Origin of the sequence: Shewanella indica, assembly GCF_002836975.1 — a bacterium.
Lineage (GTDB): Bacteria > Pseudomonadota > Gammaproteobacteria > Enterobacterales > Shewanellaceae > Shewanella > Shewanella indica.
This window is the reverse complement of sequence record NZ_NIJK01000047.1, coordinates 280,635-295,213: the sequence shown is the minus strand read 5'-3', so window position 1 is coordinate 295,213 and position 14,579 is coordinate 280,635. Positions and strand designations below refer to the sequence as shown.

Here is a 14,579-nt window from a genome sequence, read left to right as displayed (position 1 = left end):
TTATTCAGTCAAGGTTAAATCCAGCCAAGGTTAAACACAGCCAGAATGAGTGATATCGTCCGCTTATCCCGCATTAATTTCCGTCATCTTCTGGTGCTCAGACAGCTGCTGGAAGAGCAAAGCGTCACCCAGGCGGCCACGCGTCTGTGTTTGAGCCCTTCGGCGGTCAGCAAAATACTCTCCCAGCTCAGGGATTGCCTCGATGATGAGCTCTTCTACCGTCAGGGTAATCAGTTGTTGCCGACTGCCAAGGCCAAACGACTCGGGCCGGTTATCAGCGCCATGCTCAGAGAGATGGACAACCTGTTTACCGAAGAGGGCTTTCGCCCGGAAGGATTTCAAGGGCGGATGAATTTGGCGCTGAGAGAAAGTAGCTTCGAACTGCTTGCGGGCGCTATAGCCAGCGTGCAACAGCAGGCGCCGGGAATGAAACTGGCAGTGCATGCCAAAGAGAGCACGGGTTTTCAGTCCCTGTGTGAAGGACGGGTGGACTTGCTGGTTCTGCCACACGACTTGGGACAGCCGCCAACTGGCCGCAACGAACTGATTTGGGAGCGTTTGGCAGAGGACGAGATGTGTTGCCTGATGCGAGCCGGGCACCCGCTGGCAACAAAAAAGTTGACACTGGATGCCTATCTGAGCTTTGCCCATGTGGGCATTTTGGACGCCGATCTGCAGCAACCCTTTTTCGAGCAGTCATTGGCACAATTGAGCCGCAGGCGGGAGCTGGCGCTGGAAGTCGCCGACTTCGGCGCCGCCGCCAGTATCTGCCGCCACTCGGACTTGTTGTTTACCTGCTCGGCGCTGTGGGCTTCAATGGCGGCGCAGGCAAGCGGCATGGTAGTTAAGCCATTGCCCTTTGCCTATGGCAAGGTGGGCTATAGCATGGTGCATCATCAAAGTGGTAGCCGAGATCCGGCGCTACAATGGCTAAAAGCAACCCTCCTCAGTGGCTTTAAGCAGTCCATCAGCCAAGGTTAACCGGTGGCAGACTGATATTGGCTATACCGGCGCGGCTGAGCGCCTTGGCCAGGTCATCAATCTGCTGTTGGCTCGACTTGGGCCAGCGCAAGGCCTCGCCTTTGACACCATGATGATTGTAACCGTTTAGGCGCAGCCGCATCGGCTCCCCCTTCAGCGCTTGCCGGCGTTGCAAGTCGAGCAAAAACAACGCCAGAGCGTCAAAGTGCTGCCAATAATCACTTTTTCCGGGGACTTCCAGTAGCCTGACTTCCGCCAGTTTTCCTGCTTCGGCCAGCAGTTGCAGGCTCTGCTTGACCTTGATATTGCCACGGCCTGTCAGTCGTCGGTGAGCTGGCTCATCCCAGGCTTTCAGGTCAACCATAGCGCCATCAAGCCAAGGGATCAGACGCTGCCAACCACTTGCTCCCAGGCTACCATTGGTATCCAAAAGGCAAGTCAGGTGTTTGAGCTCTGGGCTTTGTTTGATGGCTTTGAACAAGGTGCTGACAAATTTCAGCTGCAAGCTGGCCTCTCCGCCACTCAAGGTGATACCGCGGATAAAAGCTTTCTGCCTTTTAATCAGTGTCAACGCTTTTCCGACTGACAGGCGTTGGGTTTTGGGTTGGCTGCTCGAAGGGCAAACATCGAGACAGGTGTTGCAGCCGATGCAGCTTGTACTATCCCAGGCAAGCCTGAGAGATGCCTTGCTATTTGAAACTGCTTGAATGTCAGCCGCAGCTGATTTTAGGCTCAAGGCACCTGCCGGGCAGTGCGTAATACACTCCTGGCAGGCGTCACACAGAGTGATGGTTTCCGGATTATGGCAACCGGGGCAGCGAAAGTTGCAACCCTGAAGGAAAAACACCATGCGATTGCCCGGGCCATCAACGGTCGAGAAGGGCAACACTCTGGCGACGTCGGCACTGGTAACCTCGGAACTTATAGCCAATACCGAAGTGCCAGTGTCGCCGCTATTTAACTCACGGCGATTCGACTGACGCCCATTCAGCTCATCGCGATTAAGCTCAGAATGATTAGACGGGCTATCAAATATTCCTATTCCCGGGGCTGCACTCTTCATAGCTTGCGTCCTTACACCTGGGACTTGTCGGCGGCATGGAACTCTGCGCTCACTACCCGCGGTGCCCTTTGGGTCACGGCCGTGGTTTCACTGGCTTCTGTGCCCAGAAAGGTGGTGTTGGTACGTGAGCCTTGTTGGCGGTAACTGGCGATCTGCGACTTTTTCACCATATAACCTGTGATGCGCACCAGATCGGTATCGGCGGTATTGGCGGTAAATTCACGAAAGCCGGCATCCAGGGCGCCAATACACAGCTCAAGCAGGGCTTCAGGATTTGCCTTGATGGTTTCATCCAGGGTCAGGATCTCGCTGATCCCGGAAGGATAGAAAGCGTGTTGCGGCGCAAGCGCCAATACATGAGTGACAGGGTCCGGCTCGTGGCCGTAGGTTATTCTGACTCCCGGAGTGGTGCCTTTATCGATGGAAAGGCCCCCCTGGGCATGAAGTAAGGCGCGGCCATTAAAGCCGAAACTGACTTGGGTAGTGGTCACTCTGTCACTGAGCGCGCGGGTAATGGCTAAACCGAGTGCATTGGCCTGCTCGTTGTGACCATATTCGCCACTCATACCTGCCAACTGCTGCAGATGATTGACGGCTTCGGCCATGGCATAAACGCCGAACATGGGGGCAAAGCGGGATTCGTCAATGAGGCCTTCTTTTACCAGGAAGGAGTCGAAGAAATGGGACCTATGGTGTAAAAACTCACAGCGTAGCTCAATCAGTTCATACATCAGGTTGCAGTAATGGGGCAGGGTGCGCTCGAGCATTTCCTCCAGGGTACCGGCTTCTTCGGCGACGGCTTTGAGGTTAAGTCTGACCAGCGTATTGGCACCGCCTCGGGTGGGGAGCGCGTTATAACAGCTGACAATGCCGAACGTTTGATTTGGCGCCTCACCGGGAGCACAGGCAAAGGTTTGGGCATGTATCGGCCAGTTGCCGATATGAGGTTTGCTGCAGGCAATGATATTGTCTGTCGCCAATCGCAGCAGCGCTTTGGGCGTGCGCCTGGGGTCATACATAAAGGTTAGATTGGGAGCCACCTGCTTGAGCTCGGCATCAATGCGTAAAATAGTGCGGCAGACACGGTTGTCCTCTGGGCCTATATTGGCATGCATAAAGGCGTCCGGCAGGGTGCGATCCAACTGGATCCAGAAGCGTTTCAGTTTCTGATATAGGGCTTCATCACTGACGTCCTGGCAGTAAGGCAACAATAAACTATCGAGATAGCCGAGAAAAACCGGGATATTGGTAACTGACGGCACATGGTGATACAGCACCATCAGCTTCATCAGGGCATCATCCAGATCTTCGGCCGGTGTCAACTCCAGATACTCGGAGCCTTGCTCGAGAAAACGTTGGTAATCGGGCAAAACATATCTGGGTTTGAACGGGGCATGGCCCTCAAACATATCGCAAATAATGCCTTTATCCATGGCTTGGGTCAGTGCTTCACTGCGAGGCAGATAGGGAATACTGGCATCGGCGGCACCGGCCAGCGCCAGGGTCTTTTGCTTGGGGTCAAGCAGGGGATCGGTAATAAGACTAAGAAATTGATTGTCCATAGTGAGGCTCCGCTAAAGGCAAGGCGCTAACCGGCGCAATGGCCGAATTGGCTTTCAAACACAATAATTGAAATGGCTTTTAACCTGAGTTTAAGTAGGGACTTTATTTTCCGGAAGTGAAATGTGTTTGATGGCGCTTGTCTAAAATGGAAATCCGCTGCTTTACATCAAATATTGAAAGAGCAATGAGACAGCAGGGGGATATCGGGAGAAGCACTGCTGACAGACGGATAAAACGGGCTATGGAAGTTTGAGAAATAAAGACCTAGTCTGTGGCAAGACAAAGCTAGTACAACTGGCATAAAAAACGCCTGCACTCGGCAGGCGTTCGGCTTTGAACTTATATTACTTGGCTGTCATCAAGGCAACGGCGTTGTCCAGCATACGGTTGCTGAACCCCCACTCGTTGTCGTACCAGGCCATGACTTTCACCAGGCGTCCCTTGACGCGAGTCTGGGTGGCGTCGAAGTTGGATGAGAAGGCGTTGTGGTTGAAGTCGATGGAAACCAGAGGCTCCTTATTAACCGCCAGCACTTCGTTCATGGGGGAAGTCTTGGCTGCCGCTTCTATAATGGCGTTAACTTCTTCCACTGTGGTGTCGCGGGAAGCGATAAAGGACAGGTCAACCAGAGACACGTTGACAGTCGGAACCCGAACTGCCAGACCGTCAAACTTGCCCTGAAGCTCAGGTACAACCAAACCAACTGCCGCAGCAGCACCTGTTTTGGTTGGGATCATCGACAAAGCCGCCGCGCGGGCACGACGCATATCGCTGTGATACACATCAGACAGACGCTGGTCATTGGTGTAGGCGTGAATCGTGGTCATCAGGCCGGATTCAATGCCGATGGCATCGTTCAATGGCTTGGCCACTGGTGCCAGACAGTTAGTGGTACAGGAAGCATTGGAGATAACAGTCATCTCTTTGGTGATTTCCTGGTTGTTAACCCCGTATACCACGGTGGCATCAACATTCTTACCGGGAGCTGAGATGATAACCTTCTTGGCGCCGGCATCCAGGTGTGGTTGTACCGCTTCTTTGGAAGTGAAGATACCGGTACATTCGAAAACCACATCTACCTGCAGCTCGGCCCATGGCAGTTTGGATGGATCGCGTTCCTGGAAGGTCGGGATCTTGTCGCCATTGACATAAATAGCTTCATCGTCGTGTTCTACTTTGGCGTTGAAGCGGCCGTGAACAGAGTCATATTTGGTCAGGTGAGCGTTGATGGAAGCGTCTCCGAGATCGTTGATGGCAACGATTTGAATAGGATAGTCTTTCTCGCTCTCGTATAGAGCACGCAGAACATTGCGTCCGATACGGCCATAACCGTTAATTGCTACGCGGATAGTCATCTCATATCCCTCTGGTGAATGTAAAAACAGTAATTGGTAGTAAAATTACAAAAATGTCGCGGGTCGTCAAGTTAAATCACGCTGTAACTGGCTATTCCGTTAACAAATTAGGTGTTTTTATTACAGCGGTCGCGAAACAATGCTTTAATTGTGCGACCGACAGGCGTAAATTACAAACTGGCAAGTAATTTGCCGCCCGGAGAATAGATCATCAGTTTTGTTTGGCCGCTTCGGCGCTTTTCTCAAGCTTACTGTCGCTATCAATGGGTTTGCTATTTGCGGCTTGTGTTGTTCCAACCTCAGGAGCAACTTGTGTCCCCGCATTGCCTTGCAGGCGTTTGGGCCAGTCACTCTCAAGGTAATCACCGCTTTTGAGAGCGTCCGCCAGACTACTTGCCTGTTGATCCAAATGAATACTCAGCTGACTGTTGTTGCCTATCATGGCCTGAAGCTGGACCTCATCGACCGGGTTGTCGGTCAACAGTAGATTGGTTCTTGAAAGCAGATAGGCCTGCTCCATATCCTGCAACTGCCGGTAAGCACTCGCCAGCCCCAATAACCAATCGGGGTCGAAGTTCTTATCTGTACTTTTTAAAAACACTTTAAGATAGAGTTGTTTCGCTTTGATGGCATCAAACTTGAGATAATAGCCCGCTAGCCCGGCAAGGATCTCGGATGAATCTATCTGTTGCTGTTTCTCTGCTTCAAGCAATACCTTGAGCGCCGCATCGTCACCTAAATGTGCCCAGTGATAGAAGGCAATATAAATGTCATTACTGCCCTTGGTGGAGGCCTGCAGCTCAGACAGGCTTTGCGCGCTTAAACCATAGGCTCTGGCTCTGTCATTGGTGCGCTCTGGATTGAGAATATGTTGTACTCCGGACGCAAGTCCCACACAGCGGTTGTAGTTTTCCAGTTTAGTGAGCAAGTGATAAATTTGCTCACCTGAGGGTTCAGCGGTGGTTTTGACCTGGTAGCGCTGAATAATCAGACTGTTTTTTTCCCGCCTGCACCAGCTATCCTTATGCAAATCGTCACAAAGTTCAGGATTATTCTTACAAATAGTGGCGGGGTTACCGCCGTTATCACAGCCACTAACCCATGCCATAAGGATAAATGATGTAATTATTACTAGATTACGCGTCAAAATACGCTCCACATGGTTAAACCTGTAATTTAATTAGAGATTTAGCGAAAATCTCCTACTAGCTTGAAGCTGCAGTTTTCATTACAATAGCGCCGACCAAAGAGGGGCAGGTTAGCTGTCATAAATATGATTATTGGTCTTTTCTTTTTGTTACTCAAACCTTTCCCGTTAATTTAAGTGGAAAAGTGAGATAAAGGATCTGTAAATGAGCGCTGATAAACACCTACAAAGTTGGCAAGAACGCTTCGAACTGGCAGAGGCCATGCAGCCCCTGTTGGGCAAGTTGTATCGCAATCAGGGCGTAGAAGTTGTGGTTTATGGTAAACCCCTGCTGATCGCCTCCACTATCGATATTATCAAGGCCCATCGTCTGGTTCGTCGCCATGTGGGCGACAAGCTGCGCCTGCGTGAGAGCTTCCCCTTCGTAGAAGCCCTGAGCAAACTGGATGTCAAACAGTGCAAAGTGGATATAGGTAAACTGGCGGTTAAGTACTGGCGTAATCATACCGATGGCAGCGAAATCGAGGCTTATATGAGCCGCGAGCTGGCCAGTGCCATTGAAAGCAAAGATGAAGTTGAACCACGCAACGTCGTACTGTACGGCTTCGGCCGTATCGGTCGTCTGCTGGCCCGTCTGTTGATCGAAAAAACCGGTCGCAGCAACAAGTTGCGCCTGCGCGCTATCGTTCTGCGCGGTGGCCGTAAGGGCGATCTGGAAAAACGTGCCAGCCTACTGCGCCGTGATTCAGTACACGGACCTTTTAACGGTTCTGTTGAGGTGGATGAAGAGAACAACGCCATCATCGCCAACGGTACTTATATTCAGGTGATTTACGCCAACTCACCCGATGAAGTGGATTACACCAAGTATGGTATTACTGATGCCTTGGTGGTCGATAACACAGGTATCTGGAAAGATGAAGACGGTTTGGGTCTGCACCTTAAGAGCCCTGGTGCATCCAAGGTTCTACTGACTGCACCTGCCAAAGGCAGTATCAAGAACATAGTCTTTGGTGTTAACGACAGCGATATTCTGCCGGAAGACGTTATTGTTTCTGCTGCCAGCTGTACCACCAACGCCATTACGCCTGTATTGAAGGCCGTTAATGATAAGTACGGTATCGAAAATGGTCACGTGGAAACTATCCACTCGTATACCAATGACCAAAACCTGATTGATAACTACCACAAAGCCGACCGTCGTGGTCGCAGCGCGCCGCTGAATATGGTGATCACCGAAACCGGTGCCGCCAAAGCCGTTGCCAAGGCCTTGCCGGTGCTTTCCGGTAAGCTGACCGGTAATGCGATTCGGGTGCCGACTCCTAATGTGTCTATGGCCATCATTAGTCTGAACCTGAATGCTGAAACCAGCAAAGAAGATATGAACGCGTATCTGCGTGATATCGCGCTGCATTCAGAGCTGCAAAACCAGGTTGACTTCACCGAGTCTACGGAAATCGTTTCTTGTGATCTGGTGGGTTCACGCTACGCCGGCGTGGTCGACTCTCAAGCCACTATCGCCGATGGCAAGCGCGCCATCCTCTACGTATGGTATGACAATGAGTTTGGTTATAGCTGCCAGGTGGTGGGTGTAATGCAGAAGATGTTAGGTCTTAACTACTTGTCTCTGCCATTGTCTGAAGATTAATTCCGACTCTTAATAGCCAAGGCCCGGTCTGAGTACCGGGCCTTGTTATATCCAAGCCTGAATATTATTGGATTCACCCCGGACCGTTTGAGAAGTGATTTTAGAGAGGCGTTGTACAAGGTTTTTTAGGATGTCATTTGATAGGGAAGGGAGTCGACAAGCTACTGAATCAGATTGCATTTTAATCATTTTGACCGAAAATAGTCCCCTGTTGAGTAAATTGCCAGCATTCAAGCCATTTTGATATAAAAATGCTTATTTGCCGATTGACTCCCGCCCTTAAATCGGTAGAATGCCATTCCGCAGTCAGGGGATAAGACTCTGGCTTCCGCTTGGATAGCGGAACTGGTATGCGGCATTAGCTCAGTTGATAAAACAGAAGGTCGGTACCTTTGTTGATTGTCAACTCGGAAGATGAAGCAAACAAGCGATGCGGCATTAGCTCAGTTGGTAAAACAGAAGGTCGGTACCTTTGTTGATTGTCAACTCGGAAGATGAAGCAAACNACTCGGAAGATGAAGCAAACAAGCGATGCGGCATTAGCTCAGTTGGTAAAACAGAAGGTCGGTACCTTTGTTGATTGTCAACTCGGAAGATGAAGCAAACAAGTGATGCGACATTAGCTCAGTTGGTAGAGCGGTACCTTGCCAAGGTACAGGTCATCGGTTCGAACCCGATATGTCGCTCCAATCCCAGCCTTACGGCTTGGGGCGCGATGGCAGAATGGCTATGCTGCGGATTGCAAATCCGTCGATCTCGGTTCGACTCCGGGTCGCGCCTCCACTCTTTCAGCGACGATGAGATATGCTCCTTGTCGCACAATTTGCCCGAGTGGTGGAATCGGTAGACACAAGGGATTTAAAATCCCTCGCTGGTAACAGCGTGACGGTTCAAGTCCGTCCTCGGGTACCAATTCAATCAACAGGTTACAAAAAGTTTCCTGTTTGAAATAATCATCTTCAGAACAATTTCAGAAGATGATTTCAGAAGAAAAGCGCTACTTCTTGGCGCTATCTACTGCATAAACTTGCTTAATCTTACGGTCATAGATGGCCGTTTGATTGGCATTTTTGTGCCCTGATATCGCTTGCTTTTCCGCCAGAGTGCCTTTGATGTCGGATATGCCCTTGGCCTTTAGGTCGTGGAAGGTAAAGTCCAATGCCAGACCGGTAGCCTTTCTAGCCTTACTTCTGTCGCTAGCCCAACGGCCGTTGAAGCCATCCCTAGACCACTTGCTGCCGTCCTCTTTACATACAACAAAAGTAGAGCTCACCCCAGGCTGGGGTAAAGACTTTGCCAGTTCAATTGCAGCACGTAACCGCGGTGACCAGAGTTTGATCTGCTCGGTGCCTGTCTTACTTTGGGCAATGAAAATGCCGTTTTCAAGCAGTTGTGAGGTACGCATCATTAGTATATCGCCTTGTCGTGCACAGCATAAATATGACAATTCCATGGCCACTTTAATTGCAGGGGAGGCATGACTAAATAGAGCTTCATATTCAACGTCTGTTTTGGCCTTGAAGTAGCACCAGTCTATGTCCTTCTCGTGCTTCAACTTCATCGTTAAACAGCTTTACCTTTTTTTCAGTGCCATCGAGGCATTTGAACCAAAATTCATGAATGGTGGTCTTTACAGGTTCAATTTTGACAGGGTCCAGGCGAGTGCCGCGACCGCTGGTGTACACATCGGTTTCGGAGTGCTTTGTGCCACTAAGCATAATACCTTCGAGTACCTTGACTGAGAGTTCCATATTCACCTCAAAGATTAACAGCATTTACTGAGGGGGAGGCAGCCCAAATGGGCTGCATGTGTCTTATAAACAGGAAGAGTTCACTTCGGCAGAACTAAAACTGAAAGGTTCTATCGCAGAGCAATTGTTGCCTTTGCAAACTCTTACACCGTAGTTGGCATACTGCTTGGTAATTACCATGCTGTTTTCAGTCCGTGGTGACATATCCTCAGTTTCTATCAGTGTGGAGTTGGCATCCGTCATGGAACCAGCAATATTGTTTCCATACACTTCAAACGTTACATCGTGGGAATTCGACTGATAGATATCGCTCCAATCAAGCTTATATGTTGAGCAGACCTTTTCTTTACCGTACTTACTAATCATGTCATTTGCATAATTATCAGTAACATTACCCATTAACTGAGTCACTGATTTTTCACCAACATGCAATTTATAATTTGCAGCGATGAGTGCATTTTTAAAGTTAACAATTCTATTGTCTGGTGCCTTTCTGAACATTGAGGTCACACTACCGACTTCACTTTCATGAAATTCGTTACCAGAATTATAAATCACTTCAAAAATTTCATCAGGATTCAAACTGGGGTTTTGCATCTTAACCAAAGCCACCAAACCAGATACTATTGGCGCAGCAATACTTGTACCTTGTTTTTCAGCATAACAACTGGTAGTTTCACCTTGGCAATATATACTGTAGTTTTCTGGATCTTTGTAGATGTGGGTGTTAATTGTTGGCGTTACAACTTGTTGACCTACGGTGGATACCGTTTGTTGCTCACTTAAGAAGTTTGAGAAGTCTGTCAACTGGCCGAAAGAATCATTTGCTGCAACAGGGATAATTCCGTGACATGTAGCAGGAGTAAATGTTTCACCTGCAATACCTTCGTTACCCAATGAAGCCACAACAACAATACCTTTTTCATTTGCATATTTTACAGCATCTGCCAAAAGGTTATATCCTGACTCACAAATTTCTGGCTTTGATGAACCCAAACTTAAATTAATAACATCAGCAGCACTTGAAATTTTGGTTACACCTTCAAAAACATCATCACTTTCAGAAGCCCAATAAATTGCTTTGATAATATCTGAACTCCACGCATCATTGCTGCATGAGTCAATAACTTTTACTGGAACAATTTCAACATAATCAGAACCGATAGCAGAAGAAACACCTTTGCCATTGTTTTGAATTGCTGCAATTGTACCTGCAACACTCAAACCGTGACCATTGACACAAATTTCATATTCAACTGGAACATTTTCACCTTTTCCAGCATCATATTCAAATTTTGATGGTTTCCATGATTTATCAAGTGCATTATTGCTTTGTTCTGTAATTTCAACGATATTTGATGCAGAGCATACAGAATCAAGACCGCTGTTGTTAGGATCTTTTGTTGTGCAATCTACCGCATTTTTATATGTGTAATTTCCACTTGAAACATAATATGATTCTGCTCTCACAAATCTGGCTTGCTCAACAGGAGCAACCATATCTTCATGAGGAAAATAACCTGAGTCAATAATGGCAACTCTGGCTTTTCTACCTAAATTATTTTCAAAAACCGTCATTGCATCAAATGCTGATGTTGCACCATTGGCAAACGCTTTTTGCACATCATGGTAAAACTCTTTCTCAACAAGCGGATCTTTATATTTGTTAAGATCAATCGAATAAGTAATTGGCGTTTTACTTTTGTTTGATCTCTTCGTTGGTGTGCCAGTAACCAGGTTTGTCGACTGAGGTTTTTCAATCGATACCTTTTTATCTTCCACAACATAGGAGAAGAGACCGCTTTCCTGTAATAGCTTGATGATCGCATTTACATCAATTTCACTATCATCTGCAACCAATACAGAATAGCCGCCGAATGTGGACTTTTCGAATTTTTTAACTAAAACCCCGTTAACGAGACTATTGTCTTCTACGCTGTTAAGTTCACGAATGTCATTCCACTTAACGATTACTTGACTGTTGGCTAACGCAGAGGTAGCCAAGAGTAGCAGCGGCAAACCCATTACACCTTGAAATACACTGATTTTTTTCATGCTATGATCCGTTTATGTAAGTGGTTACATTAAAATACGATTTAAAAAGTCGTACTTAGCGCTGAACTGCCAACGACCGTCGACATATTCGCCATAAAGCGTATTGCCGATAAAGCGTGAATAACTGCCGTCTTCGAGTTTTATCAGCGGCTGCTCGTCAAAGCGATATTCGTTTGGATGCAGAACGTTTATCAGTTGGTTCACCAGGGCTACTGATTGAGAAGGCGCGTTTACTCCTGCGTCAAACATGGCTATTTGGCCGGTGATGAAGCTGTCTATTGTGCTCGGCATGCCTTCTTCTTGTTGATAAAATTGGTTAATGGCATTTTCATATCTGGCATTGGTATACTGAGCTGATTTGTAGATATTCCCATAATCAGAAAGCTTTATTTTTCTTGCATTGGTTATGTAATCATTGCTGCTGATGTTGCCAGAGAAAAACAACTCGTGATTAATATAGTTGGCAATCTTTTGGTACTCGAAAGCGTATTTGAGTTTATTGTTCATCTCTGCAATCTGTTGACTCCAGGATTCTTCCAGCGATCCTGCAAGTAGCGTTTTTATTTTTATGTCTTGCTCCGAGTAGCTTGATACACCATTAGCCTCGCCCATAAAGAACCTTGCTTTCAGGACCACCAACTCGCCTGCTACAGCCTCGGTTGGCGTTATCGTGAACTGGCTCTTGCTGATGCCGCTGATGTTGAGCGGGTCGGAGAGTATATAGTCGGGGTTTGCGTACTCAACTGAGGCCAGGCTGGTCTGGCTGGTCTGGCTGGTCTCGTTAGATGAGATAAAGAAAAGTGACACAGTAGAGCTGATACCAACCGAGGGATACTTGCCGGTGTAATCATCTAGGTAGCCGATACTGTCTCTTTGGTTGAAGTGTAACCTCATCTCGCTTGTGGCGGCAGTATTGCCTTTTTCATCGGTTGCGGTGAGTGCAATGGCAACGGATGCGCGGCCGTCAACGTTCGGAATAGTGGCTCTGGCGACACCGGTTACTTTATCAACCACTAATGAAAAGTTGTCTGCAATACGCTGTTTTTCGTAGTCACTCGCTGCGTTGAGGACGGTGACCGTGCCGGTAACAGTAAGGTTTGTGATGTCACTGTCTTCATCGGACAAGGTAAATACGAAGTCCTCTAAGGTCTTTTCGTTAACGGCGAACAGAGGCTCGGTGCCATAGTCGGCCGCCCATGAGATAACCGGTGCTTTGGTTGGCACAGGTTTGTCGGTGATGCTGAGCGTAAACGACGTATGGGCGCTGTTTTGGCCGTCGTTGGCTGTGAGGGTGATAGTGGATGTGACGTCCTGAGCGATTTCTCCTGCCACCAGCAACAGCGAATTGCCGTTATGGCTGACGGTGACTTCGGGGGCTGAAGATATTGCAGACACTGTAATGGTGTCATCCTCTGCGTCTGTCACAGTGAAGGGCACGGTTAATTGGGCGTTTTCCTCCATCTGGTAACTGCCTGACAGACCGCTTATCAGCGGCGCTTGGTTGTTGGTCACTTTAAGCGTGAATGATTTACTGGAACTGGTTTTACCGTCATTTGCTTTTAAGGTGATGGTGACCGACATGGTTTGACTGATGTCAGCCGCAACCAACTTAAGTGTATTGTCAGTGTGGCTGACGGTTACGGCCGCGTTAGATGAGGTTGCCGACAGGGTGATGGTGTCACCTTCTGCATCCGTCACAGTAAAGGGGATGGATAATTCAGTGCGTTCCATCATTTGGTACGCGTCTGACAGACCGCTGATCACCGGCGCCGTATTTGGTGCAGATGGTGGCGTGGTAGTGCCGCCGTTATTTCCAGATGATTCGTCGCCACCGCCGCCACAGGCAGTGAGGGCGAGTGCCAATAATATGGAAAGTGGAACATCTTTACGCTTCATAGACTGTACTCTCAGGTATGTTGCAGATTTTTCTCTTTCAGACTCAGTCGCCACAGTGGGGGAAATGAGTTTCTATGCTTGCGGTTTTTGGCTTTGGCACACTGGGCTGTGCGGCATTTAGCCAATTAATGCAATGACTTATTTGGGTTTTATCGGAATACCATGAGACAATTGGAGCTTGTTTTCCAGCTACGGGATCTGTGGAAAAAGGCGTAAGAGCCGTGTTGAAATTTGAGATGTCAGTCAAAAACAGGGTATTTGTTTCTGAATGGATTGTTATCGGCTGGCTATTTAAACTGGGGTGATCGTTAGTTCATCATAAGATAAAAGCTGGCGACTATTGACCCAAGCAGACCCGGGCAGACCGGCATGGTTTGGCTGTAAAATACGGATTGCCTTGGTGTTGTTCTTGACCTTGACCAAGGCAATCTTACTTTGATACATGCGATATCCAACATTGGCTGTATCAGCATGAACTGCATCATCTTGACTTCAAAATGCCGGGATGCACCAACCGGACATTGGCCCAAAAATATTGCACTTACTAAATCTGATGTAAAGTGAGCTTAGCTTGACGGAAATATGTCAAGCTCCCTGACTTTCCATCTTCTTGATCACTTCATTGTTGAATGCAATGACACCTTTATAGCCCCAGTACATTGAAAGTGCCCAGAGTATAAATGCAATAGGGCTGGCAACAATAGTGATAGCAAGTACCACGCAAAGAATAAAATTAATAACTCCGAATCCTACACTGCCAGCGTACATTTGGGCGGCACCTGGAATGAAGAATCCCAGCACTAACGCCGTGGTTGAGTTTTTCATTTCATTTTGTAAGCGGGCTAGTTTAATTGCGTCATTCATCTGTTACTCTCCATGCTTTTTTATAAAATATTTATAACCTGACGCACACACTAATTGATCTTTATGGTCGATTTGGTGTAAGCGGTCACGGTCATGTTGGTGGTTCTTATATTATGAGCACTTATATAAAAAGCGATGATGAATGCAAGATACGTATTTTTACAGATTTCCCGTAAATATTTTTAGCTTTTGTCATCACGTAACTATTTTAATCGTTGAATTGTTAAGTCCCTTTGTGATTACACAGGGACTTTCA

At 47.8% G+C, this 14,579-nt stretch carries 11 protein-coding genes and 3 tRNA genes; 5 read left to right on the top strand and 9 right to left on the bottom strand.

Annotation, left to right across the window (positions count from 1 at the left end; translation table 11 throughout):
* Nucleotides 1-45 precede the first annotated feature (45 nt).
* Nucleotides 46-981: a LysR family transcriptional regulator gene (locus tag CX650_RS17080; RefSeq protein ID WP_071476677.1), complete on the top strand. Its 936-nt coding sequence runs from the start codon at nucleotides 46-48 to the stop codon at nucleotides 979-981.
* On the opposite strand, the gene CX650_RS17075 is transcribed toward CX650_RS17080, so the two are convergent.
* From CX650_RS17075 to CX650_RS17060, 4 genes are all read right to left on the bottom strand, one after another.
* A complete protein-coding gene (locus CX650_RS17075; protein ID WP_101096499.1) occupies nucleotides 968-2,044 on the bottom strand; it encodes a YjjW family glycine radical enzyme activase in 1,077 nt (358 codons plus the stop codon). The two genes, CX650_RS17080 and CX650_RS17075, sit on opposite strands and share 14 nt — an antisense overlap.
* Before the next feature lie 11 nt (nucleotides 2,045-2,055).
* Entirely contained in the window at nucleotides 2,056-3,606 is a 1,551-nt protein-coding gene (locus CX650_RS17070) for a YjjI family glycine radical enzyme (RefSeq protein ID WP_101096498.1), read from the bottom strand.
* A 345-nt stretch (nucleotides 3,607-3,951) separates the two neighbouring features.
* Nucleotides 3,952-4,962 (bottom strand): type I glyceraldehyde-3-phosphate dehydrogenase, encoded by a 1,011-nt coding sequence (gap, locus tag CX650_RS17065; RefSeq protein ID WP_025010313.1) that lies wholly within the window; start codon nucleotides 4,960-4,962, stop codon nucleotides 3,952-3,954.
* 211 nt (nucleotides 4,963-5,173) lie between these two features.
* Nucleotides 5,174-6,070 (bottom strand): DUF2989 domain-containing protein, encoded by an 897-nt coding sequence (locus tag CX650_RS17060; RefSeq protein WP_101096497.1) that lies wholly within the window; start codon nucleotides 6,068-6,070, stop codon nucleotides 5,174-5,176.
* A gap of 244 nt (nucleotides 6,071-6,314) precedes the next feature.
* Here CX650_RS17060 and CX650_RS17055 point away from each other — a divergent pair, with 244 nt between their 5' ends.
* The 4 genes from CX650_RS17055 (at nucleotide 6,315) to CX650_RS17040 (ending at nucleotide 8,669) form a co-directional block, all read left to right on the top strand.
* Nucleotides 6,315-7,757, top strand: a complete 1,443-nt coding sequence (locus CX650_RS17055) for a glyceraldehyde-3-phosphate dehydrogenase (protein WP_039032918.1) — start codon at nucleotides 6,315-6,317, stop codon at nucleotides 7,755-7,757.
* A 613-nt stretch (nucleotides 7,758-8,370) separates the two neighbouring features.
* Nucleotides 8,371-8,446, top strand: a tRNA-Gly gene (locus CX650_RS17050).
* Between the two features lie 20 nt (nucleotides 8,447-8,466).
* Nucleotides 8,467-8,540: transfer RNA gene (locus tag CX650_RS17045), tRNA-Cys, on the top strand.
* 42 nt (nucleotides 8,541-8,582) lie between these two features.
* A tRNA-Leu gene (locus tag CX650_RS17040) sits at nucleotides 8,583-8,669 on the top strand.
* Between the two features lie 85 nt (nucleotides 8,670-8,754).
* On the opposite strand, the gene CX650_RS17035 is transcribed toward CX650_RS17040, so the two are convergent.
* From CX650_RS17035 to CX650_RS17020, 5 genes are all read right to left on the bottom strand, one after another.
* The gene (locus CX650_RS17035) at nucleotides 8,755-9,318 is read right to left on the bottom strand and encodes a tyrosine-type recombinase/integrase (protein WP_101096496.1); all 564 of its coding nucleotides are present in this window, start codon (nucleotides 9,316-9,318) and stop codon (nucleotides 8,755-8,757) included.
* Entirely contained in the window at nucleotides 9,257-9,508 is a 252-nt protein-coding gene (locus CX650_RS20170) for a hypothetical protein (protein ID WP_167388652.1), read from the bottom strand. Before CX650_RS20170 ends, CX650_RS17035 begins: the two co-directional genes overlap by 62 nt.
* A gap of 63 nt (nucleotides 9,509-9,571) precedes the next feature.
* A complete protein-coding gene (locus CX650_RS17030) occupies nucleotides 9,572-11,563 on the bottom strand; it encodes a S8 family serine peptidase (protein WP_101096495.1) in 1,992 nt (663 codons plus the stop codon).
* A gap of 24 nt (nucleotides 11,564-11,587) precedes the next feature.
* Nucleotides 11,588-13,459, bottom strand: a complete 1,872-nt coding sequence (locus CX650_RS17025) for a hypothetical protein (RefSeq protein WP_101096494.1) — start codon at nucleotides 13,457-13,459, stop codon at nucleotides 11,588-11,590.
* 585 nt (nucleotides 13,460-14,044) lie between these two features.
* Nucleotides 14,045-14,323, bottom strand: a complete 279-nt coding sequence (locus CX650_RS17020) for a hypothetical protein (RefSeq protein WP_101057783.1) — start codon at nucleotides 14,321-14,323, stop codon at nucleotides 14,045-14,047.
* Nucleotides 14,324-14,579: the final 256 nt, after the last annotated feature.

Bases quoted from the DNA above. Each gene is read 5' to 3' on its own strand.
- CX650_RS17080 (WP_071476677.1), top strand. From the start codon at position 46: ATGAGTGATATCGTCCGCTTATCCCGCATTAATTTCCGTCATCTTCTG.
- CX650_RS17075 (WP_101096499.1), bottom strand. From the start codon at position 2,044: ATGAAGAGTGCAGCCCCGGGAATAGGAATATTTGATAGCCCGTCTAAT.
- CX650_RS17070 (WP_101096498.1), bottom strand. From the start codon at position 3,606: ATGGACAATCAATTTCTTAGTCTTATTACCGATCCCCTGCTTGACCCC.
- gap (WP_025010313.1), bottom strand. From the start codon at position 4,962: ATGACTATCCGCGTAGCAATTAACGGTTATGGCCGTATCGGACGCAAT.
- CX650_RS17060 (WP_101096497.1), bottom strand. From the start codon at position 6,070: ATGGCATGGGTTAGTGGCTGTGATAACGGCGGTAACCCCGCCACTATT.
- CX650_RS17055 (WP_039032918.1), top strand. From the start codon at position 6,315: ATGAGCGCTGATAAACACCTACAAAGTTGGCAAGAACGCTTCGAACTG.
- CX650_RS17035 (WP_101096496.1), bottom strand. From the start codon at position 9,318: ATGAAGTTGAAGCACGAGAAGGACATAGACTGGTGCTACTTCAAGGCC.
- CX650_RS20170 (WP_167388652.1), bottom strand. From the start codon at position 9,508: ATGGAACTCTCAGTCAAGGTACTCGAAGGTATTATGCTTAGTGGCACA.
- CX650_RS17030 (WP_101096495.1), bottom strand. From the start codon at position 11,563: ATGAAAAAAATCAGTGTATTTCAAGGTGTAATGGGTTTGCCGCTGCTA.
- CX650_RS17025 (WP_101096494.1), bottom strand. From the start codon at position 13,459: ATGAAGCGTAAAGATGTTCCACTTTCCATATTATTGGCACTCGCCCTC.
- CX650_RS17020 (WP_101057783.1), bottom strand. From the start codon at position 14,323: ATGAATGACGCAATTAAACTAGCCCGCTTACAAAATGAAATGAAAAAC.